The organism is Streptomyces sp. NPDC006335 (genome assembly GCF_040612795.1).
Lineage (GTDB): Bacteria > Actinomycetota > Actinomycetes > Streptomycetales > Streptomycetaceae > Streptomyces.
Map to the genome: position 1 here is coordinate 992,438 of NZ_JBEXQX010000001.1, position 20,498 is coordinate 1,012,935.

Genomic DNA, 20,498 nt, shown 5'->3' on the forward strand with positions numbered 1-20,498 from the left:
TGTCAGTTGTCACCAGCTACCCGTCACCCATCCGTCGTGGCCAGCTTCGCCCCGAGCAGCACGAACGACCCCGCGAAACTCCGCCGCAGCCAGGCCATCACCCGGGGCCGTGAGATCACCTGACTGCGGACCGACGCCGCGAGCACCCCGTACACGGCGAAGACCACGAAGGTCGCCAGCATGAAGACCCCGCTCAGGGCGAGCATGCGCGGCAGGGCGTGCGGCTCGGTCGGGCTCACGAACTGGGGCAGGAACGCGAGGAAGAAGATCGTCAGCTTCGGGTTGAGGAGGTTGATCAGCACTCCTCGGACGATCACGCGGCCCGCGGACCGGGGCGTGCCGTCCTGGTCGACGTCGATCACTTCCTTGTCCCGCACGGTCGCCCAGGCCATGTACAGGAGGTAGGCGACCCCGGCGTACTTGACCGCCTGGAACGCCACGGCGCTGGCGTTGAGCAGCGCGGCTAGCCCGGTGACGGTGGCCAGGACGTGCGGCACGATCCCGAGGGTGCAGGCGAAAGCGGCGACGACACTCGCGCGCCGGCCGTGGGACAGCCCGGCGGCGAGGGTGTAGACGACCCCGGTGCCGGGAGTGGCGACCACCACGAGGGTGGTGAGGAGGAAGGCGAGGCTCATGGGGCCAGCCTGGACAGGGAAAGGCCCCCGATACAGGGCCAAAGCGAGGCCTGTATCGGGGGCCAATCGGGGGCCAATGACAGCCGGGGGACCTAGCAGCCGATCAGCCGGCTCGCCAGGTAGCCCTCGATCTGGTCGAGGGAGACGCGCTCCTGCTTCATGGAGTCACGCTCGCGGACCGTCACCGCGTTGTCCTCGAGGGTGTCGAAGTCGACCGTCACGCAGTACGGCGTACCGATCTCGTCCTGACGGCGGTAGCGGCGGCCGATCGCGCCGGCGTCGTCGAACTCGATGTTCCAGTTCTGGCGCAGCGTCTGGGCCAGACCCTTGGCCTTCGGGGACAGCTCGGCGTTGCGGGACAGCGGGAGCACCGCGACCTTCACCGGGGCGAGGCGGTGGTCGAGGCGCAGCACCGTGCGCTTCTCCAGCTTGCCCTTGGCGTTGGGGGCCTCGTCCTCGACGTAGGCGTCGAGGAGGAACGCCAGCATCGCGCGGCCGACACCGGCCGCGGGCTCGATGACGTACGGCGTCCAGCGCTCGCCGGCCTCCTGGTCGTAGTAGTGGAGGTCCTGGCCGGAGGCCTTGGAGTGGGCGTTCAGGTCGTAGTCGGTGCGGTTGGCCACACCCTCCAGCTCACCCCACTCGTTGCCGCCGAACTGGAAGCGGTACTCGATGTCGGCGGTGCGCTTGGAGTAGTGGGAAAGCTTCTCCGCCGGGTGCTCGTACCAGCGCATGTTCTCCTCGCGCAGGCCGAGGCCGGTGTACCAGTTCCAGCGCTGCTCCATCCAGTACTCCTGCCACTTCTCGTCCTCGCCCGGCTTGACGAAGAACTCCATCTCCATCTGCTCGAACTCGCGGGTGCGGAAGATGAAGTTGCCGGGCGTGATCTCGTTGCGGAAGGACTTGCCCATCTGCGCGATGCCGAACGGCGGCTTCTTGCGCGAAGCGACCTGCACCTGGGCGAAGTTGGTGAAGATTCCCTGTGCGGTCTCCGGACGCAGGTAGGCCACGGAGCCGGAGTCCTGGGTCGGGCCGAGGTGGGTGGAGAGCAGACCCGAGAACTGCTTGGGCTCGGTGAACTGGCCCTTGTTGCCGCAGTTGGGGCAGTTCACGTCGGTGAGGCCGTTCTCCGGGGCGTGCCCCTTCTTGGCCTCGTACGCCTCCTCCAGGTGGTCCGCGCGGAACCGCTTGTGGCAGGAGGTGCACTCGGTCAACGGGTCCGTGAACGTGGCCACATGGCCGGACGCGACCCAGACCTCGGGGGCCAGGATCACGGACGAGTCGAGACCGACCACGTCCTCGCGGGACGTCACCATGTAACGCCACCACTGACGCTTCAGGTTCTCCTTGAGCTCGACACCCAGCGGTCCGTAGTCCCAGGCGGCGCGCTGACCGCCGTAGATCTCACTACAGGGGAAAACGAAGCCACGGCGCTTGCTCAGGCTGACGATGGTGTCGATCTTGTCGGCGGCCACGGTGCTCTCTTCATGCGAATGGACGGCAGCGAATGCCTCAGGTTACCGGCGCCGCCACCCCCCGTATCAAATCGGTTCGCGAGCGGGACTTTGTTGACAACCGTTTCCATATTTGATGAAAATGACTGTCATGAACGTACGACGACGCTCCATACCCGCGGTGGTCACCGCCGCGGCCACCGCTCTCGGCCTGGCCACCCTCTCCGCCTGCTCCACCGACAGCGCCGCCGCGGGCAGCACCGGCAAGTTCGACGTCGTCGCGTCCTTCTACCCCATGGCCTTCCTCGCCGAGCAGATCGGCGGCGACCATGTCAGCGTCACCAGTCTGACCGAGCCCGGCCAGGAGCCGCACGACCTGGAGATCAGCGCCAAGCAGACCGCGCAGCTCCAGGAGTCCGACGCGGTGCTCTACCTCAAGAACCTCCAGCCCTCCGTCGACGAGGCGGTGGCCCAGTCCGGGGTCAGGACCACGATCGACGCGGCCACCCTGACCTCCCTCGAGGAGCACGGCAACGAGGTCGGTGGCCACGCGGCCGAGCACGACGACGAACACGGCGAGGAAGCCGGCGGCAAGGACCCCCACATCTGGCTCGACCCGGTGAAGTACTCCGAGGTCGCCAAGGGCGTCGGCGCCGCCTTCGAGAAGGCCGACCCGGACCACGCGGCCGACTACAAGGCCAACACCGCGGCCCTCGTGAAGAAGCTCGACGCCCTGAACACGAAGTTCGAGGACGGGCTCAAGAACACCGGCACCAAGGTCTTCATCACCACCCACGCCGCCTTCGGCTACCTCGCCGAGCGCTACGGACTCACCGAGGAGGCCATCAACGGCCTCGACCCGGAGTCCGAGCCGAGCGCCAACCGCGTCAAGGACCTCGAGAAGATGGCGAAGGCCGACGGCGTCACCACCGTGTTCTACGAGACGCTCGTCAGCGACAAGACCGCGAAGACCATCGCCTCCGACGCCGGGCTGAAGACGGACGTCCTCGACCCGATCGAGGGCATCACGAAGAAGTCCCGCGGCAAGGACTACTTCGCGGTCCAGGAAGCCAACCTCAAGGCGCTGCAAGCCGCCCTGGGAGCGAAATGACATCGGAGGACGGCATGACCGAGCCCGTCGTATCCCTGCGCGGCGTCCGCGCCGACCTGGGCTCGCGGCCCGTCCTGCGCGGCATCGACCTCACCGTGAACCGCGGTGAGGTCGTCGCGCTGCTCGGCGCCAACGGCTCCGGCAAGTCCACCGCGATCCGCACGATCATCGGGCAGGTCCCCGCGGCCGCGGGGGAGGTCGAGCTGTTCGGCACTCCGCGCGGGCGCTTCCGGGACTGGGCGCGGGTCGGGTACGTCCCGCAGCGCACCACCGCCGCGGGCGGCGTCCCCGCGACCGTCACCGAGATCGTCTCCTCCGGGCGCCTGTCCCGCGCCCGCTTCGGCGTGCTCCGCAAGGCGGACCACGAGGCCGTGCGCCGGGCCCTGGAGCTGGTCGGCATGGCGGACCGGGCCAAGGACTCCGTGAACGCCCTCTCCGGCGGCCAGCACCAGCGGGTGCTGATCGCCCGCGCCCTCGCCGCCGAACCCGAACTGCTGATCATGGACGAGCCGATGGCGGGCGTGGACCTGGCGAGCCAGGAGGTGCTGGCCCGGACGCTGCGGGAACAGGTCGCCCAGGGCGCCACGGTCCTGCTCGTCCTGCACGAACTCGGGCCCCTGGAGCCGCTGATCGACCGGGCGGTCGTCCTGCGCGACGGCTGTGTGCAGCACGACGGCCCGCCCCCGCGCGCGGTCGGCCAGCACGCCCTGCCCGGACACGACCACGTCCACCCCCACGACCACGAGCCGATCCGTACGGGACTGCTGAGCTGATGGACTTCCTCGACTACGCCTTCATGCAGCGGGCCCTGCTCGCCGCCGTCCTGGTCGGCATCACCGCCCCCGCCGTCGGCATCTACCTCGTCCAGCGCCGCCAGGCCCTCATGGGCGACGGCATCGGCCATGTCGCGATGACCGGCGTCGGCCTCGGCTTCCTGCTCTCCTGGTCGCCGGTGTGGATGGCCACCCTGGTCTCGGTGCTCGGCGCGGTCCTCATGGAGCTGATCCGCTGGTACGGCAGGACGCGCGGCGACATCGCCCTCGCGATGCTCTTCTACGGCGGTATGGCCGGCGGCGTGATGTTCATCAACCTCGCGCCCGGCGGCTCCAACGCCAACCTGACGTCGTACCTGTTCGGTTCGCTGTCCACGGTCTCCGCCTCGGACGTGACGGCGATCTGCGTGCTGGCCGCGTTCGTGGTGCTCGTCACCCTGGGGCTGCGCCGGCAGCTCTTCGCGGTCAGCCAGGACGAGGAGTTCGCGCGGGTCACCGGGCTCCCGGTGCGGGCGCTCAACCTGCTGACGGCGGTCACGGCCGCGGTGACGGTGACCGTCGCCATGCGCGTGGTCGGGCTGTTGCTGGTGAGCGCGCTGATGGTGGTGCCGGTGGCGGCGGCTCAGCAGCTCAGCCGGAGCTTCGCGGCCACCTTCGCGATCGCGGTGGCGATCGGTGTGACGGTGACCATCGGCGGCACCGTGACCTCGTACTACCAGGACGTGCCGCCCGGCGCGACGATCGTGCTGCTGACCATCGGGGCGTTCATCGTGCTGACGGGTCTGGCGACCCCGCTGGCCAGGCGACGGGCCCGGGCGGCCGCCGCCGCACAGCCCGCCCCGGACCCCGCCGAGTGTGCGATTCCGGCCAGTCGGGAGGCGGACGGCCCGGTCGGCGTCTGACCCGGCACCGACCGGGCTGGCACAATGGCCCGGCAGGCGCCGAACGAAGGAGGAACCCGTGACGACCGCAGGACCGCCCGTGAAGGGCCGCGCCACCCGGCAGCGGGCCGCCGTGGCGGCGGCCCTCGACGAGGTCGACGAGTTCCGCAGCGCGCAGGAACTGCACGACATGCTCAAGCACAAGGGTGACGCCGTCGGTCTGACCACGGTCTACCGCACGCTCCAGAACCTCGCCGACGCGGGCGAGGTGGACGTCCTGCGCACCTCCGACGGGGAGTCCGTCTACCGGCGCTGCTCCACCGGCGACCACCATCACCACCTGGTGTGCCGGGTCTGCGGCAAGGCCGTGGAGGTGGAGGGTCCGGCCGTCGAGAAGTGGGCCGACGCGATCGCCGCCGAGCACGGCTACGTCAACGTGGCGCACACCGTGGAGATCTTCGGCACCTGCGCGGACTGCGCGGCCGCCCAGGGCTGACGCACCGGCCGCGGGGCCGCCGACCGCCCACATGTGGCGGTCGGCGACGGGCGGGACGGAGGTCAGGCCTCCGGATCGCCCTTCATCGCTTCCTCCATGGCGAGGAGCTCCTCGTTCGGGACGGCGCCGCCGAAGCGGCGGTCCCGGGAGGCGAACTCGACGCACGCCCGCCACAGGTCACGGCGGTCGAAGTCGGGCCACAGGACGTCCTGGAAGACCATCTCCGCGTACGCGCTCTGCCAGAGCAGGTAGTTGGAGGTGCGCTGCTCGCCGCTGGGCCGCAGGAAGAGGTCCACGTCGGGCATGTCCGGGTAGTACAGGTACTTCGCGAGGGTCTTCTCGGTGACCTTGGACGGGTCGAGGCGGCCCGCCTTCACGTCCTCGGCGAGAGCTTGGGCGGCATCGGCGATCTCGGCCCGTCCGCCGTAGTTCATGCAGAAGTACAGCGTGAGCTTGTCGTTGCCCTTGGTCTGCTCCTGGGCGACCTGGAGTTCCTTCGCGACGGACTTCCACAGCTTGGGCATCCGGCCCACCCAGCGCACCCGGATACCGAGCTCGTCGAGCTGGTCGCGGGTCTTGCGGATGAAGTCGCGGTTGAAGTTCATGAGGAACCGGACCTCGTCGGGCGAGCGCTTCCAGTTCTCGGTGGAGAAGGCGTAGAGCGAGATGTTCTTCACACCGGCCTCGATCGCGCCCTGGAGGACGTCGAGGACCCGCTCGGCACCGACCTTGTGCCCTTCCGTCCGGGGCAGCCCGCGCTGCTTGGCCCACCGCCCGTTCCCGTCCATGACGATCGCCACATGCTCGGGGATCAGCTCACCGGGGAGCTTCGGCGCGCGGGCACCGGACGGGTGCGGCTCCGGCGCCCTGTACTCGCGCCGCCGGCGCCCCAGGATCCCGTTTACGACCATGGTGCTTCTCGTCTCCTCAGTGGTGCTCTACGACTGTGCGGTTCTACGACTGTGCGGTTCTACGACTGTGCGGCTCTACGACTTCTCCACGTACCGGAGTGAGCGCAGCCCGCGCTCCATGTGCCAGTGCAGGTAGGCGGACACCAGCCCGCTGCCCTCCCGGACGTACCGCGGCTCGCTCGCGTCCGCGGTCTCCCAGTCTCCCGTAAGCAGCGCGGCGAGGAGCTCCAGGGTCTGCGGCGACGGTACGACGCTGCCGGGCACCCGGCAGTCCACGCAGACCGAGCCCCCGGCCGCCACGGAGAAGAAACGGTTCGGGCCGGCCATGCCGCACTTCGCGCAGTCGCTGAAGCTCGGGGCGTAGCCGTTCACGGCGAGGGAGCGCAGCAGGAACGCGTCGAGGACGAGGTGGGGCGCGTGCTCGCCCCGGGCGAGGGTGCGCAGGGCGCCGACGAGCAGCAGGTACTGCTGCACAGCCGGCTCGCCCTCGTGGTCGGTGAACCGCTCGGCCGTCTCCAGCATGGCCGTCCCGGCGGTGTACCGGGCGTAGTCGGAGACGATCCCGCCACCGTACGGCGCGATGGTCTCGCTCTGCGTGCACAGCGGCAGCCCGCGCCCGATCAGCTCGCTCCCCCGCGCGAAGAACTGCACGTCGACGTGGGAGAAGGGTTCGAGGCGGGCCCCGAACTTGGACTTGGTGCGGCGCACGCCCCGGGCCACGGCCCGCACCCGCCCGTGCCCGCGCGTGAGCAGCGTGATGATCCGGTCGGCTTCCCCGAGCTTCTGCGTCCGCAGCACGACCCCGTCGTCCCGGAAGAGGCTCATCGCACACCCCCGCGCCGGGTGCGCAGCACGGTGCCGTCGTCGCGGAACAGACTCATGCGTCCATTCTCGCCCACCCGGAACCGTGCTCGTCCGTGTCCGTGATTACGGTCGGCCTTCGTCGGCGGACCGGAACACGGCGGTGATCTCCGGCCGCTCGGCCGGGGTCGCCTCCCGTACCGCCTCCGGCGCCGCGTCCCACTCCCTGCCGCCGCCGTGCGGTCTGAGTTGGACGTACGGCCCCTCGTGCCCCATCACCACGCCGGACCTCCCGGTACGGGTGTCCACGACGTACGAGCCCACGGGCAATTTCGTCACCGATTCCCTCCAGACTCCGATTCCATCGAACTCCCCGCCTTTTCCGAGTTTCACTCTTCCCTTCTCCACAGTGGTCTTCTTTCCCTACACTCGGCAGGAGTCTGTGCGCCACAAGTGCAATGCTGAACAAGGGGGTTGGCCATGGCCAATGGTTCACGGCAGGCGGCGTGGGAGTTCTTCGGAACGGAACTGCGGCGACACCGGGAGGAGGTGGGGATGACCCAGGCTGAGCTGGGGTCACGCGTCTTCGTCTCCGGCGCTTATATCGGGCAGTTCGAGCAGGCCTTTCGAAAACCGCAACTGGATATCTCCCAGCGGATCGACGCGGTTCTACAAACCGACGGTATTTTCGAGCGGCTGTGCAGGAAGCTCATCGACGACAAGCGGTACGCGGATTACTTCGCGCAGGTCGTGGAGTTCGAGCGGACGGCCACGAGGATCTGCGAGTTCGCGCCGACCGTGGTGCCGGGCCTGCTGCAAACAGCGGCGTATGCCGGAGCGGTGACGATCGCCGCGAATCCGTTCGTCACGGACGAGTACGTCGAGGAGAAAGTCGCCGCCCGCCTGGAACGGGCACAGATCCTCAAGGACGCTGCAAGGCCCGAGTATTGGGTGGTTCTGCACGAGAGCGTGTTGCGCGTCCCCGTCGGCGGCCCGCAGGCCATGGCCGAGCAACTGGACTACATCGCGCGGTTGATGCGGGACCGCAAGGTGTGGCTGACGGTGGTGCCGTTCGCGGCCGGGGCGCATGCCTCGATGGCCGGATCTCTCAAGCTCATGGAGTTCAGCGATGCCCCTCCGATCACCTATACAGAGACGGCGTTTTCGGGAACGCTCATCGATGATCCGGGCGTGGTGAAGCGGGCGCAGCGCGCATACGATCTGCTCAGGGTCGCCGCGCTGTCGCCGGAGGCGTCCCTGGCCCTGGTCGAGTCGGCGGCGGAGGACTTCAGACGATGCGCGAGTACGACCTGAGCAACGCCCGCTGGTACAAGAGCAGCTACAGCAACGGTGAGGGCGGCGACTGCGTAGAGGTCGCCGCCGACACCCACGACTTGGTCCCTATCCGGGACTCCAAACTCGGCACGGACAGCCCCGTTCTCGCCTTCCCCTCCCACACGTGGACCCACTTCCTCGGGTTTCTCAAGTAGTGCCGGACCGGCCGGTACGGGCGGCCCGCCCCGCCGACCTGTCCGCGCTGCACTCCCTGCTGGCCGACACCTGTGAACCGCGGGACATCCCGCCACCCGCGCTCCTCGCCGATGCCGTGGACCGCGACCTCGTGCGCGTGGCCGTGTCCGACGGGGAGTTGGTGGGGTGTGTCGCCGCGGAGACGCCGTCACCGGGGCACGCCCGGCTGACCGTGGTCGCCGTACGGGAGGAGTCGCGCCGGCAGGGCGTGGCCGCACGGCTCCTCGACGCGATGCTGCGCACGCTGCTCGACAGGCCGGACGAGCCGCCGCTGGTCTCCGCGCTGGCGAGGACGGACCAACTGGCGCTGACGCGGCTGCTGTTGGGGTGCGGGTTCATAGGGACCCGGGTGATGCGTCTGACCGATCAGCCTCTCCACTACCAGTACAAGTCCCGTGTGGAGTACGTCGATCCGGAGGCCCGGCATCTCGTGCCGGTCTCCGCGCGGGAGCAGCTCGCCGAGTCCCTCGCGCCCGACGACCACGCGGTGACGGCGCTGGTGAGTCTGGGGGGTGAACCCGCCTTCGAGATCGCCCGGTTCGAGCGGGACGACCCCGCCGCCCTCCAGTCCGGGGAAGCCGCGGCCGGAATCGCCTTCTCCGGTTCGATCCTCGCCGCCATCACCTTCCTGCTGGGCTTCGCGTTCTCCTCGACCCGGTTCCCCGACGACGTACGGCTGCTGCTCATCGGGGCGACCTTCGCCACCGTGCTGTCCCTGATCGTCTACGCGAGCGCGTCCGGCGAACTCGCCCGCATCCGCTCCAACTCGTTCGGCCGGATCATGAAGTGGGGGAACGTCCTCTCCGAGTACGGCGGGGTCCTCCCCTTCGTGATCTCGCTGCCGGTGACCTACGCGCAGGCCAGCGGTGATCCCTGGACCACCATGGTCCTGGCCGTCGTCCTCAGCGCCGCGATCGGCTGGTACGAGCGCTCGGAGTTCTCCATCGCCCACCGGTTCCGCCGCAGCCGCGTCGAACTGGCCCTCAAGCTGTTCACGGCCGCGTCCCCGACGATCGGCGCGGGGCTGGTGGCGGCGGAGGCGACGAGCTGGCCGTGGACCATCGCCCTGATGGCGGCGCTCACGGCGCGGACCTGGCTGTATCTGTTCCGCCGGGGCGCGGAAGCGGACATCGCGGAGCGTCGGCAGTGGCGGATCAGGGCGTAGGGCCCACTGCGGCCTGGAGGACCCGGTCCGTGACCTCCCGGGCGCAGCCCCAGGACAGGGTCACGCCCGCCCCGCCGTGTCCGTAGTTGTGCACCAGCAGGCGGTCGCCGTACCGCTCCTGGGTGAGCCGGACGCCGGTGCGGACCGGTCGCAGGCCCACCCGCTGTCCGATCACCCGGGCGCCGGCGAGCTTCGGCTCCACGGCCGTGCAGCGCCGTACGATCTCCCGGCCCGCGTCCTCGTCGGGCCGCAGGTCCCAGTTGCCCGGCTCGGCGGTGCCGCCCAGGACCACGGCGTCGGCGTGGGGGTAGATGTAGGTGAGGTCCTCGGCGCCGGGGGTGTCGTCGCAGAAGAAGGCGTCGATCCCCGGGTTCTCGACCAGGACGAGCTGGCCGCGCACCGCGTCCACCGCCGGGTCGTCGGCGAGGAACCGGGCTTCCGCGCCCGCGCAGTTGACGATCACCGGGGCCTCCCGGAGGGCCTCGCCGAGGGTGTCGTGGCGGTGCTGCCGGACGGTTCCGCCGGCCCGCTCCAGCCGCCGTAGGAGATGGTCGAGGTAGCGGGGCATGTCGACGAGCGGGGCCCGGTAGCGCCAGCCGGTGACATAGCCGTCCCGGAGGTCGTCGGGCGGGCACGGGAGCGCGCCGACCACCGTGCCCCAGGACGGCATCTCGCAGGGGACCGTGGACTCGTGCGTGCCCTCCGCCAGCCGGATGCCGGTGTCCGCGTCCGTGCTCAGCGCGGTCAGCTCCGCCAGGGTCCGGCGGCTCCACCGGTCGACCAGATCGCGCGGCTCGACCAGGTACGGGTCCCACATCGCGCCCGCGGCCGCCGAGGTCGTGGCGCCGGGGAGCCGGTCGGTGTCCACCCGGACGGCCAGGCCCGCCTCCGCGAGACACACCGCCGTGGTGAGCCCCGAGACCCCGGCGCCGATCACCACCACACTGGCCGCCACCCCTGCCTCGCCTCCGTCGTCGGGACCTTCGAGACTAACCGAACCGGCACAAACTCCCCCACCGCCTCTTCGGCCATTCACCGGACCGCCCGGGGACGGGAGTGCCCCTAGGGCCCCTGAGGGGGTAAACCCCCCTGTGGATCGGCCAGTTGACCGGATGGGGCGACCGCGGCCGATCCGCGAGGCTCCTCGCATGAAGCAGATGACGAAGAGCCTCGCCCTGATCGCCGCCGCCTCCGGTGTCGTCCTCGGTGTCCTGACCCCGATGTCCGCCTCCGCCGACTCCCGCACCCCGGCACTGAAGTGGACCAAGTGCGAGGGCGGCGGCCTCGACCCGCGCCAGCAGTGCGCGACCGTCTCCGTGCCCATGGACTACGCGGACCCGGACGGCCCCAAGATCGAGATCGCCGTCTCCCGTATCCGTGCCGAGAATCCGGACGCCCGGCGCGGCGCCCTGCTGCTGATCCCCGGCGGACCCGGCGGCGACAGCATGAACGACCCCTCCCGCAAGGGGCAGAAGCTGCCGCAGAAGGTGCGGGACGCCTACGACCTGATCGGCTTCGCACCGCGGGGGATGGCGCCCTCGACGGCCGTCGACTGCGGCCTCGAACACCGCGACCTGGCCCGCACGACCCTGCTGCCCTGGCCCTCCCCGGACGGCTCCGTCGACGCGAACATGGCGGCGGCGAAGCGCGTCTCCGAGGCCTGCGCGCGCAACGGCGGCGAACTGATCCGGCACATAAGCACCCTCAACGAGGCCCGTGACCTCGACCGCGTGCGCGCCGCGCTCGGCGAGCGCAAGGTGTCCGCGTGGGGCGTGTCCTACGGCACCTATGTCGCCGACGCCTACCTCAAGTTGTTCCCCCGGCGCACCGACCGAGTCGTCCTGGACAGCAACGACAACGCGGACCCCGTCCTCGCGGAGCGCGCCTGGGTCGCCGCGTACGAGTGGGGAGCCGAGGACAACTTCCCGGAGTTCGCCAAGTGGGCGTCCGCGCCCGGCAATCCGGACCGCCTCGCCGACACGGCCGCAGAGGTGCGCCCGCTGTTCCTGGAGCTCGCCGCGCGCCTCGACCGCGAGCCGATCCCCTGGCCGGGCGCCAACCCCGAGGAGCTGAACGGCAACGTCCTGCGCCAGACGATGCTCGACTCCTTCTACGACCCGGACGACTACCCGGCCCTCGCCAAGCTGATCCTCGCCGCGCAGAAGGGCACGGTGCCGCCCGCTCCGGCGGGGCCGCCCGAGGCGGTCCTCCAGAACGTCACCGCGGTCGGCGCCGCCACCATCTGCAACGACGGCGACTGGCCGAGCGACCCGGCGGTCTACGTCAAGGGCGTGGCGGAGAGCCGGGCCAAGTACCCGCTGACCGGTGGCATGCCGAGGAATGCCATGGTGTGCGCCGCCTGGCCGTGGGAGCCGAAGGAGGCGCCGGTGCACGTCTCCGACCGGGGCCCGTCCAACATCCTGATGGTGCAGAACGAACGGGACGTGGCCACTCCGCTCGCCGGTGCCCTCAAGCTCCGCGAGGCGCTCGGCCGACGTGCCGTCATGGTCCTCAACGACTCCACCGGCCACGACGCCTACCTGGACAACGGCACCGCCTGCGGTGACGCGATCGTGTCCCGCTTCCTGGCCACGGGGGCGCGTCCGGCCCGGGACGTCCACTGCCGCTGACACGGCGGTGCAACCAAGGGATGAGCCGGGGCGTCGATCATGGGAGAGATCCGTCACCGTCACCGAACGAAGGAGAGCGAGATCTTAGGCTCCGGAAAGCTGTCCCGGCGCGGCCTCCTGGCCGCCGGCACGGCCACCCTCCTGACCGGCACGACCGCTACGACAGCGCACGCCGCCGAGGACGACGTCACCGCCCGGCTGCGCGCGCTGGAAGTGCGGTACGACGCCCGGCTCGGCGTCTTCGCCCACCACGTCACCGCCGAGCGGTCCGTCCGGTACCGCGCCGACGAGCGCTTCCCGATGTGCTCGCTGTTCAAGACCCTCGCGGCCGCCGGCGTCCTGCGCGACCTGGACCGGCACGGCGAGGTGCTGGCCCGCCGCATCCACTACACCGAGGACGACCTGGTGATCCCGGGCTCCGACCAGACGGCCGCCCATCTGGCGGAGGGCATGACGATCGCCGAGCTGGCCGAGGTGGCCATCACCCACAGCGACAACACGGCCGGCAACCTCCTCCTGCGCGAACTCGGCGGCCCCACCGCGATCACCCGCTTCGCCCGCTCCCTCGGCGACCGGGTCACCCGCCTCGACCGCTGGGAGCCCGAGCTCAACACCGCCGAGCCGTGGCGGCTCACCGACACGACGAGCCCGTACGCCGTCGGCCGCACCTACGGCCGGCTGGTCCTCGGCGACGCGCTGAACCGACGGGACCGGGAGCTGCTCACGCACTGGCTGCTGTCCAACACCACCAGCGTGGACCGCTTCCACGCTGGCCTGCCGAAGACGTGGACGATCGCCGACAAGACGGGCAGCGGCTCCTACGGCACCGCCAACGACGTGGGCGTCGTGTGGACCGAGGACGGCGACCCGATCGTTCTGTCGGTGCTGTCGACCCTGCCCGAGCCGGACGCCGTACGCGACGACGCGCTGGTCGCCGACGCGGCTGCGGTGGTCGCCGACGTCCTGGGCTGACCGGTCAGAACCGCCGGACGTACCGGCGCTGCCAGGGGGTCTCCACCGCCCGCCGGTCGTAGTGCTCGCGGACGTACGCCACCGCGCTGTCCGCGGGCACACCGTCCAGAACCGCCAGGCAGGCGAGGGCCGTTCCGGTGCGGCCCTTGCCGCCCCCGCACGCGATCTCCACGCGCTCCCCGGCCGACCGCTCCCAGGCCTCGGTGAGCACCTCACGGGCCTCCCCGTGGTCGGCCGGCAGCCGGAAGTCCGGCCAGCGGAGCCAGCGGGAGGCCCAAGGGACCTCAGGCGGGCGGCCGCCGAGCAGATAGACGCCGTACGACGGTGTCGGCGCGGCCGGGTCCAGCGGGTACCTCAGGCCGCGGCCCCGTACCAGGCGTCCGGACGGCAGCCTGAGGATGCCCCGGTCGTGTGCGTCCCACCCCTTCATGACCGCATTCGAACCCGTCATCGAGCACCGGGCAACCGAATACGCCGCCAACGTGGTCTGGTGGGCGAGGGAGGGTGCTTGATGCAGGCCGAACAAGAGGATCGGTTCCAGGAATTCGTCAGAGCCAGATGGTCGCACCTCGTGCGGACCGCCTATCTGCTCACCGGCGACGCACATCACGCCGAGGACCTGACGCAGACGGCGCTGGCGAAGGCGTACCGCTCCTGGCGGCGCGTGTCGGGCAGCGACAATCCGGAGGCGTACGTCCGGCGGATGCTCGTCACGTGCAACAGCGACCGCTTCCGCAAGCGGCGCGTGAAGGAGTCGCTGACCGACGCGCCGCCCGAGCGGGCGGGCCGCGACGAGAACGTGGCGCGGGTCGACGAACGCGGGGTGCTGCTGGGCGCGTTGGCCGGACTGCCGCCCAGGCAGCGGGCGGTGGTCGTCATGCGCTACTGGGAGGACCTGTCGGAGGCGGAGGTCGCCGAGGTGCTCGGCTGCTCGCAGGGCACGGTCAAGAGCCAGGCGTCCAAGGGGCTGGCGAAGTTGCGTACGTATCCGGGGCTCGCGCAGGTCATGGACCGCGCCCCGCAGGGAGGCACGAGATGAGTGAGGAAGCGGAGCGGGACTTCGAGGAGCAACTGCGGGAGCTGCTCGCCGAGGACGCGTACACGATCCGGCCCTCGCCGGTGCCGTATCCGCAGATCCGCCGCCAGGGCGTGGTCGAGCGGCGCAGGCGGGTGGCGGTGGCCGGGGCGGCCCTGGTGACACTGGCGGCCGTGCCGGTGGCGGCGTTCGCGGTGGGTGTCCCGGGAGCGGGGGCGACGGAACCCTCGACACCCGCAGCGGCATCGGCGAGCCCCACGGCCCTGTCCACCCCCTCCCCCACGCCCAGCGGGCCCGCGGGTCCGGCGACGGCTGGGCAGCTCCGGGACGGGGTCACGCTGGAGCAGGCCGTGGACGGGCTGGACAAGTGCCTCGCCTACGACCGGGACCGCGTGGCCCACGGCGGCCTCGCCTCCGGGGACCTGGGCAAGCCGGACGACTACCGGATCATCCTGGCGCTCAAGAGCACCGGTGACTCCAACTCGCCCGGTGACGGCTTCTTCGTGGTCGCGGTGAAGGAGGAGCCGAACGAGACCCGGCTGATCTGCAACATCAAGGACGGCGGGGTCTCCGGGCTCGGCACCAGTGTCGGCAGCGACCGGCAACCGGACTCCCCGCCCGTACTCGCCGACATCAACGCCAACAAGCTCTACCAACAGTCCTTCATGGACAAGGGCAACTGGAAGCTGCCGTTCAGCTGGGGCTTCATCGGCACGGTCGAACCGAGCGTGGCCAAGGTGACCGTCTCCTACGGCGGTGCCGAGAGCGAGGCCGTCCTCGACCACGGCTGGTTCGTCGCCTCCGGCACCCTGAACGAGCAGGTCACCAGGAACCCGCACGTCAAGGGCTACGACAAGGCCGGCAAGCAGATCTACGACTCCGACGAGGACAAGTCGTACCAGCAGGTGCAGTAAGTCAGGCAGCTCGGGAAGGGGGCGCCGTACAGGGGTCGGCGCCCCCTCGCCCTTTGCGGGAGGATCAAGGGACGGCCGATCCCAAGGAGCTCCGATGACCCTTCCCGCCCCCCTGACCGGTGTCGTCCCGCCCGTCTGCACACCCCTGACACCGGACCGCGAGGTGGACGTCCCCTCGCTGCTCAGGCTCGTCGACCATCTGGTCGCGGGCGGGGTGCACGGCCTGTTCGTCCTCGGCACGTCGTCCGAGGCGGCCTTCCTGACCGACGCCCAGCGCAGGCTCGTGGTGGAGACGGTCACCGGGCACGTCGGGGGCCGACTGCCCGTGCTGGCCGGGGTGATCGACATGACGACGGCCCGGGTCCTGGACCACGTGCGGGCCGTCACGGCGGCGGGCGCCGACGCGGTCGTCGTCACGGCTCCCTTCTACACGAGCACCCATCCCCGGGAGATCGCCCACCACTACCGCCTGGTCGCGGCCGGCAGCCCGGTGCCCGTCATCGCGTACGACCTCCCCAGCGGTGTCCACACCAAGCTCCCCGCGGACGTGGTCCTGGACCTGGCCGCCGAGGGCGTACTGGCCGGCCTCAAGGACTCCAGCGGCGACCTCGCCGGCTTCCGCACGGTCGTCTCCGGCGCCCGCGCCCACCCCGGCATCACCGGCTTCAGCGTGCTGACCGGCTCCGAACTCCTCGTCGACGCCGCCCTCGCGGTCGGCGCGGACGGGGCGGTGCCCGGACTGTCCAACGTCGACCCCGAGGGGTACGTCCGTCTCGACCGCCTGTGCCGCGCGGGCGACCTGGACGCGGCCCGGGCCGAACAGGAGCGGCTGTGCGCCCTGTTCGGCATGGTGCGCGTGGGTGACCCGGCCCGCATGGGCGCGTCGTCGTCGGCGCTGGGCGCGTTCAAGGCGGCCCTGCATCTGCGGGGCGTGATCGACTGCCCGGTGACGGCGGAGCCGCAGGTGCCGTTGTCGGCGGCGGAGGTGGCACGGGTGGGCGCCTTCCTGTCCGGGGCCGGGCTGCTCTGAGCGCTACGGGGTCCCCGGGGTCACCATCCCCGACTCGTAGGCCACGATGACCAGTTGGGCCCGGTCCCGTGCCCCCAGCTTGCCCATGATCCGGCTGACGTGGGTCTTCGCGGTGAGCGGGCTCAGGCCGAGCGCCTCGGCGATCTCGGTGTTGTTGAGGCCCCGCGCGACCAGGGCCAGCACCTCGCGCTCCCGCTCGGAGAGGCACTCGGGGCCGCCGCCCGCCACCGGCACCGACGGGCTGCGCAGGAACCGCTCGATCAGCCGGGCCGTGGGTCCCGGGGACAGCAGTGCCTCGCCGGCGGCCACCGTGCGGATGGCGTCGAGGAGTTCGGCGGGCCGGGTGTCCTTCACCAGGAAGCCGGAGGCGCCCGCGCGCAGTGCCTCGACGATGTTCTCGTCGGTGTCGTAGGTGGTCAGGACCAGCACCCGCACCCCGGCCAGGTCCTCGTCGGCCGCGATAAGCCGGGTCGCCTCGATGCCGTCGAGGTCGGGCATGCGGATGTCCATGACCACCAGGTCGGGCCGCACCTCGCGGGCCGCCCCCACCGCCTCCCGGCCGCTGCCCGCCTCTCCCACGACCTCCATGTCCCGCGCCGACTCGACGAGCATGGCGAACGCGGCCCGCACCAGGGTCTGGTCGTCGGCGAGCAGCACGCGGATGGTCATAAGGTTCCCTCCCCCACGGTGAGCGGCAGCGCCGCCGTCACCTCGAACCCGCCGTCCGGGCGTGGTCCGGCGTCGAGTGTGCCACCCACGCTGCGCGCCCGCTCCCGCATCCCGACCAGTCCGAAGCCGGGGGCGTGGCCCGGGGTGGGCCCGGTGCCGTCGTCGGTCACGGACACCCGCAGGGCGCCGGGTTCGTCGTACAGCCTGAGGTGGACGGCGGGTTCGGGGCCCGCGTGCCGGACCGCGTTGGTGAGCGCCTCCTGGACGATCCGGTAGGCGGCGGCACCGACGGCGGGCGGTGGGTCGGTGCGGATGCGCAGGTCCTGTTCGACGCGGGCGCCCGCGAGCCGCGCCGCCGCGACGAGGTCGGGCAGTCCGTCGAGGCCTGGCAGCGGGCCGCGGGTGTCCTGGGGGCCGTGTTCGCGCAGCACCTCCAGCGTCGTACGGAGTTCGCCACGCGCGGTGCGGCAGGTCTCGGAGATGTCGTCGAGGGCCTTGGCGACGGTCTCCCGGTCCAGCCGCTCGGGGTCGGCGGCCAGCACGTGCGCGGCGACGGAGGTCTGCACGCCGATGAGGGTGATGCTGTGGGCGAGCAGGTCGTGCAGGTCGCGGGCGATGCGCAGGCGTTCCTCGGCGACCCGGCGGCGGGCCTCCTCCTCGCGGGTGCGTTCGGCGCGGACGGCGCGCTCGACGATGGAGGAGACGTACTGGCGGTAGTAGCGGACGTCGATGCCGCAGAAGAGGACGGCGATGACCCAGCCGGAGATCCTCAGCAGTTCGACGGCCTGGTGGGCGCTGACGGTGAGCATGACGCTCAGGGAGACGCCGAGGACGAGGGCACCCGTGAGGACCGTCCGCAGCGGGCGGCCGGTGACGGCGACCGTGTAGAGGGCGACGTACGCGGCCGGGGTGGGGGCGATGTGGTTGTAGTCGAGGGCGTGGAACGGCACGATCAGGGCCACCATCGCTGCCAGCACGAGCAGCGGGCGGCGCCGCCGCCACACGATCGGCGCATGGGCGGCCAGCAGCAGCGTCCACCCGAGGGCGTCGGGGCGGCGGGCCTCGTCGGTGAACAGGCTGACGCACACGGCCGCCGCCGCCAGCACGACGGCGAGCAGCGCGTCGTTGCGGGTGCCGTGCGGGGCGGTCCGCGGGTCTCGGTTGACCGCCGCCATGATCCGCTCGCCCGGCCGGGGCCTCGTGGTCTCCTGCACGATGTCATCCTCGGGGAGGAAGGCGCCCTTCCGGGAGGGAAGGGCGCCCGGGAGCGACCTCGTCACACCGGTTCCGGCTGGCGCTCGGCCCGTACCGGCGCCTCGGGCGCCCGGGACAGCGCCCCCGGCCACCACACTTTCCGCCGCAGCGCGACGGCCGCGCTGGTGACCAGGTAGGTCCGCACGAGGAAGGTGTCGAGGAGCACGCCCACCGCGATCACGAAGCCCAGCTCGACGAGTTGGACCATCGGCATGTTGGTGAGCACGGCGAAGGTGGCGGCGAGGACGAGTCCGGCGGAGGCGATGACCCCGCCCGTGGCCCGCAGCGCGGTGAGGGCGGCGGTGACCGGTTCGGCGCCGGCCAGGGACTCCTCGCGCATGCGGTGCATCAGGAAGATGCCGTAGTCGACGCCGAGGGCGACCAGGAACACGAAGGACAGCAGCCCGAGCCCGGGATCGGTGCCCTCGAACCCGAACACCGGCCCGAAGACCAGCCCGCCGATGCCGAGGGCCGCGGCCCACACGGCGACCACGGCGATTACGAGGATCAGCGGCGCGACGAGGGACCGCAGCAGGGCGACGAGGATGAGCAGCACGGAGACCAGGACGATCGGCACGACGATCATCCGGTCGCGCGCGTTGGTGTCCTTCAGGTCGAGCTGCTGGGCGCTGGGCCCGCCGACGTAGGAGCCGTCGAGCTCGGCGCGCAGGGCCTTGATGGTCGCGGTCTCCCCGGCGGACTGGGGGGCGTACCGGGCGGTGAGGGAGATCTCGGTCCAGCCGTCCGCGGTACGGCCCTTGCGCGCGCTGTCGACGCCCTCGGTGCCGCGGATCTCGGCGAGGGTCGCGTCGGCGCGGTCGGCCGGGGTGATGACCTCGATGGGCTGGGTGCCCCGCTCCGGGTAGGCCGCGGCGAGCGTCCCCATGGCGGTGACCGCGTCGGGCTTGCTGGTGAAGGAGTCCTCCTGCTTGAGGCTGCCGGGCAGGTTCAGCGCGCCCAGCGCGAGCGCCCCGAGCAGCGCGGCCCCGCCGACCAGCACGGTGAGCGGCCGCCGCCCGGCCGAGCTGCCCATGGCGGCGAACAGCGACCGGCGGACCTTGGGGGTGCTGCCGTAGTGGGGCACGAGCGGCCAGAACACCCGGCGGCCGAGCAGTACCAGGACCGCGGGCAGCAGCGTCATCATCGCGACGAGCGCGACCAGCACTCCGACCGTGCCCAGCGGGCCCATCCCGCGGCTGCTGTTGAGGTCGGCGGCGAGCAGGCACAGCAGGCCCGCGGCCACGGTCCCGGAGGAGGCGAGCACGGCGGGCCCGCAGCCCTTCAGCGCGGCCGCCATCGCGTCGTACGGCCGCTCGGTCCGCCGCAGCTCCTCCCGGTACCGGGAGACGAGCAGCAGCGCGTAGTCGGTGCCGGCGCCGAAGACGAGAATCGTCATGATGCCGCCGCTCTGACCGGTGACGGACGTCCCGAACCCCTGGTTGAGCCCGTAGGCGACGGCCCGCGCCAGGAACTCCGACATGCCCGCGACCCCGAGCGGCACCAGCCACAGCAGCGGGCTGCGGTAGATGACGATCAGCAGCAGGGCGACGACCGCGGCGGTGGTGTAGAGCAGCGGTCCGCCGAGCGAGTTGTAGACCTCGGCGGCGTCGGTGGCGAGGGCTCCCTCCCCGCCGACGTCGACGCCGAGCCCGTCCTCGCCGCGGGCGATGGCCCGTACGTCGTTGACGAGCCGGTCACGGGCCTTCTCGTCGGTGCCCGGCTCGGTGCTGGCGATCGGGTACATCACGGTGGTGCCGTCCGCGGACGGGATGCCCCGCGGCTCTGCGGTGAGCGTGTGCTCGTCCGCGATCCGCCCGATCTGCTCGCCGGCGGTCGCCCGGTCGGCCGCCGTCAGCCCGCCGTCCCGGTGGTAGACGACGACCAGCTGCGTGGCCTCGCCCCCGGGCAGCCGGTCCTGGATCTTCGCGACCTGCGTCGAGTCCGCGCTCGCCGGCAGGTAGTCCACGGCCCGGTCCCGCTGCACGTCCGCGAGTTTCGACGCGAACGGCGACACCGCCGCCAGCAGGACGATCCACAGCCCGAGCACGAGCCAGGGCACGGCACGTCGTCGCCGTGCGCTCATCTTTGCGGCCCCCATCGACGGGCCTCCCTCCGGTCCGGGTGTCTGGGTCGGGTTCCAGACTCCCGGCGGGAGGGCGGCTGTTCGTCGGGCCGGAGGGCGAGTTGGGGGGTACTGCCGCGGGTGTCCCGGGGCGTGCGCTACTCCCCGGGGAGT

The 20,498-nt window shown here is 71.4% G+C and carries 22 protein-coding genes; 12 read left to right on the top strand and 10 right to left on the bottom strand.

From position 1 onward, the window contains the following. Positions 1 to 23 precede the first annotated feature (23 nt). Positions 24 to 635 carry a LysE family translocator gene (locus tag ABZ098_RS04465; RefSeq protein WP_356587098.1) on the bottom strand — a complete coding sequence of 204 codons (612 nt, stop codon included), beginning with the start codon at positions 633 to 635 and terminating at the stop codon, positions 24 to 26. Between the two features lie 92 nt (positions 636 to 727). Continuing rightward, positions 728 to 2,110, bottom strand: a complete 1,383-nt coding sequence (locus ABZ098_RS04470) for a glycine--tRNA ligase (RefSeq protein WP_356587099.1) — start codon at positions 2,108 to 2,110, stop codon at positions 728 to 730. Between the two features lie 130 nt (positions 2,111 to 2,240). On the opposite strand from ABZ098_RS04470, the gene ABZ098_RS04475 reads away from it, so the two are divergent. Genes ABZ098_RS04475 through ABZ098_RS04490 form a run of 4 tightly spaced genes read left to right on the top strand, consistent with a single transcriptional unit; the run spans position 2,241 to position 5,350 of the window. Continuing rightward, the gene (locus ABZ098_RS04475; protein WP_356587101.1) at positions 2,241 to 3,200 is read left to right on the top strand and encodes a metal ABC transporter substrate-binding protein; all 960 of its coding nucleotides are present in this window, start codon (positions 2,241 to 2,243) and stop codon (positions 3,198 to 3,200) included. Continuing rightward, entirely contained in the window at positions 3,197 to 3,973 is a 777-nt protein-coding gene (locus ABZ098_RS04480) for a metal ABC transporter ATP-binding protein (RefSeq protein WP_356587103.1), read from the top strand. Before ABZ098_RS04475 ends, ABZ098_RS04480 begins: the two co-directional genes overlap by 4 nt. Continuing rightward, the gene (locus ABZ098_RS04485; RefSeq protein WP_356587105.1) at positions 3,973 to 4,875 is read left to right on the top strand and encodes a metal ABC transporter permease; all 903 of its coding nucleotides are present in this window, start codon (positions 3,973 to 3,975) and stop codon (positions 4,873 to 4,875) included. Before ABZ098_RS04480 ends, ABZ098_RS04485 begins: the two co-directional genes overlap by 1 nt. A 58-nt stretch (positions 4,876 to 4,933) precedes the next feature. Then, positions 4,934 to 5,350 carry a transcriptional repressor gene (locus ABZ098_RS04490; protein ID WP_007381897.1) on the top strand — a complete coding sequence of 139 codons (417 nt, stop codon included), beginning with the start codon at positions 4,934 to 4,936 and terminating at the stop codon, positions 5,348 to 5,350. 62 nt (positions 5,351 to 5,412) lie between these two features. Here ABZ098_RS04490 and ABZ098_RS04495 read toward each other — a convergent pair whose 3' ends face one another. From ABZ098_RS04495 to ABZ098_RS04505, 3 genes are all read right to left on the bottom strand, one after another. Continuing rightward, positions 5,413 to 6,261 (bottom strand): isoprenyl transferase, encoded by an 849-nt coding sequence (locus ABZ098_RS04495; RefSeq protein WP_356587107.1) that lies wholly within the window; start codon positions 6,259 to 6,261, stop codon positions 5,413 to 5,415. Between the two features lie 75 nt (positions 6,262 to 6,336). After that, a complete protein-coding gene (gene recO, locus ABZ098_RS04500; RefSeq protein ID WP_356587109.1) occupies positions 6,337 to 7,086 on the bottom strand; it encodes a DNA repair protein RecO in 750 nt (249 codons plus the stop codon). 102 nt (positions 7,087 to 7,188) lie between these two features. Next, positions 7,189 to 7,401 (bottom strand): hypothetical protein, encoded by a 213-nt coding sequence (locus tag ABZ098_RS04505; protein WP_356587649.1) that lies wholly within the window; start codon positions 7,399 to 7,401, stop codon positions 7,189 to 7,191. Between the two features lie 141 nt (positions 7,402 to 7,542). Between ABZ098_RS04505 and ABZ098_RS04510 the strand changes: the two genes are divergently transcribed. The 3 genes from ABZ098_RS04510 to ABZ098_RS04520 are packed head-to-tail and all read left to right on the top strand — an operon-like array spanning position 7,543 to position 9,757. Further along, the gene (locus tag ABZ098_RS04510) at positions 7,543 to 8,376 is read left to right on the top strand and encodes a helix-turn-helix transcriptional regulator (RefSeq protein WP_356587111.1); all 834 of its coding nucleotides are present in this window, start codon (positions 7,543 to 7,545) and stop codon (positions 8,374 to 8,376) included. Further along, entirely contained in the window at positions 8,358 to 8,552 is a 195-nt protein-coding gene (locus ABZ098_RS04515) for a DUF397 domain-containing protein (protein ID WP_356587113.1), read from the top strand. The genes ABZ098_RS04510 and ABZ098_RS04515 overlap by 19 nt, the downstream gene beginning before the upstream one ends. Then, a complete protein-coding gene (locus ABZ098_RS04520) occupies positions 8,552 to 9,757 on the top strand; it encodes a GNAT family N-acetyltransferase (RefSeq protein ID WP_356587115.1) in 1,206 nt (401 codons plus the stop codon). The genes ABZ098_RS04515 and ABZ098_RS04520 overlap by 1 nt, the downstream gene beginning before the upstream one ends. Here ABZ098_RS04520 and ABZ098_RS04525 read toward each other — a convergent pair. Further along, the gene (locus tag ABZ098_RS04525; RefSeq protein WP_356587117.1) at positions 9,747 to 10,712 is read right to left on the bottom strand and encodes an FAD-dependent oxidoreductase; all 966 of its coding nucleotides are present in this window, start codon (positions 10,710 to 10,712) and stop codon (positions 9,747 to 9,749) included. The genes ABZ098_RS04520 and ABZ098_RS04525 overlap by 11 nt on opposite strands. Before the next feature lie 193 nt (positions 10,713 to 10,905). Here ABZ098_RS04525 and ABZ098_RS04530 point away from each other — a divergent pair, with 193 nt between their 5' ends. Continuing rightward, the gene (locus tag ABZ098_RS04530) at positions 10,906 to 12,387 is read left to right on the top strand and encodes an alpha/beta fold hydrolase (RefSeq protein ID WP_356587119.1); all 1,482 of its coding nucleotides are present in this window, start codon (positions 10,906 to 10,908) and stop codon (positions 12,385 to 12,387) included. A gap of 39 nt (positions 12,388 to 12,426) precedes the next feature. Then, positions 12,427 to 13,359 (top strand): class A beta-lactamase, encoded by a 933-nt coding sequence (gene bla, locus ABZ098_RS04535; protein ID WP_356587121.1) that lies wholly within the window; start codon positions 12,427 to 12,429, stop codon positions 13,357 to 13,359. A 4-nt stretch (positions 13,360 to 13,363) separates the two neighbouring features. Here bla and ABZ098_RS04540 read toward each other — a convergent pair whose 3' ends face one another. Continuing rightward, the gene (locus ABZ098_RS04540; protein ID WP_356587123.1) at positions 13,364 to 13,789 is read right to left on the bottom strand and encodes a protein phosphatase; all 426 of its coding nucleotides are present in this window, start codon (positions 13,787 to 13,789) and stop codon (positions 13,364 to 13,366) included. An 81-nt stretch (positions 13,790 to 13,870) separates the two neighbouring features. On the opposite strand from ABZ098_RS04540, the gene ABZ098_RS04545 reads away from it, so the two are divergent. From ABZ098_RS04545 to ABZ098_RS04555, 3 genes are all read left to right on the top strand, one after another. Next, entirely contained in the window at positions 13,871 to 14,398 is a 528-nt protein-coding gene (locus tag ABZ098_RS04545) for a SigE family RNA polymerase sigma factor (RefSeq protein WP_356587125.1), read from the top strand. Continuing rightward, on the top strand, positions 14,395 to 15,309 hold the full coding sequence (locus ABZ098_RS04550) for a hypothetical protein (protein WP_356587127.1): 915 nt from the start codon (positions 14,395 to 14,397) through the stop codon (positions 15,307 to 15,309). Before ABZ098_RS04545 ends, ABZ098_RS04550 begins: the two co-directional genes overlap by 4 nt. Before the next feature lie 94 nt (positions 15,310 to 15,403). Beyond that, positions 15,404 to 16,339 carry a dihydrodipicolinate synthase family protein gene (locus tag ABZ098_RS04555; protein ID WP_356587129.1) on the top strand — a complete coding sequence of 312 codons (936 nt, stop codon included), beginning with the start codon at positions 15,404 to 15,406 and terminating at the stop codon, positions 16,337 to 16,339. A gap of 3 nt (positions 16,340 to 16,342) precedes the next feature. Here ABZ098_RS04555 and ABZ098_RS04560 read toward each other — a convergent pair whose 3' ends face one another. From ABZ098_RS04560 to ABZ098_RS04570, 3 genes are read right to left on the bottom strand one after another with little or no spacing between them, the layout of a single operon-like run. Continuing rightward, complete coding sequence (locus tag ABZ098_RS04560; RefSeq protein ID WP_356587131.1) at positions 16,343 to 17,008, bottom strand: response regulator transcription factor; 666 nt, start codon at positions 17,006 to 17,008, stop codon at positions 16,343 to 16,345. Next, positions 17,005 to 18,288 carry a sensor histidine kinase gene (locus ABZ098_RS04565; protein WP_356587133.1) on the bottom strand — a complete coding sequence of 428 codons (1,284 nt, stop codon included), beginning with the start codon at positions 18,286 to 18,288 and terminating at the stop codon, positions 17,005 to 17,007. The genes ABZ098_RS04560 and ABZ098_RS04565 overlap by 4 nt, the downstream gene beginning before the upstream one ends. Then, positions 18,285 to 20,360: an MMPL family transporter gene (locus ABZ098_RS04570; RefSeq protein ID WP_356587135.1), complete on the bottom strand. Its 2,076-nt coding sequence runs from the start codon at positions 20,358 to 20,360 to the stop codon at positions 18,285 to 18,287. Before ABZ098_RS04570 ends, ABZ098_RS04565 begins: the two co-directional genes overlap by 4 nt. Between the last annotated feature and the right edge of the window lie 138 nt (positions 20,361 to 20,498).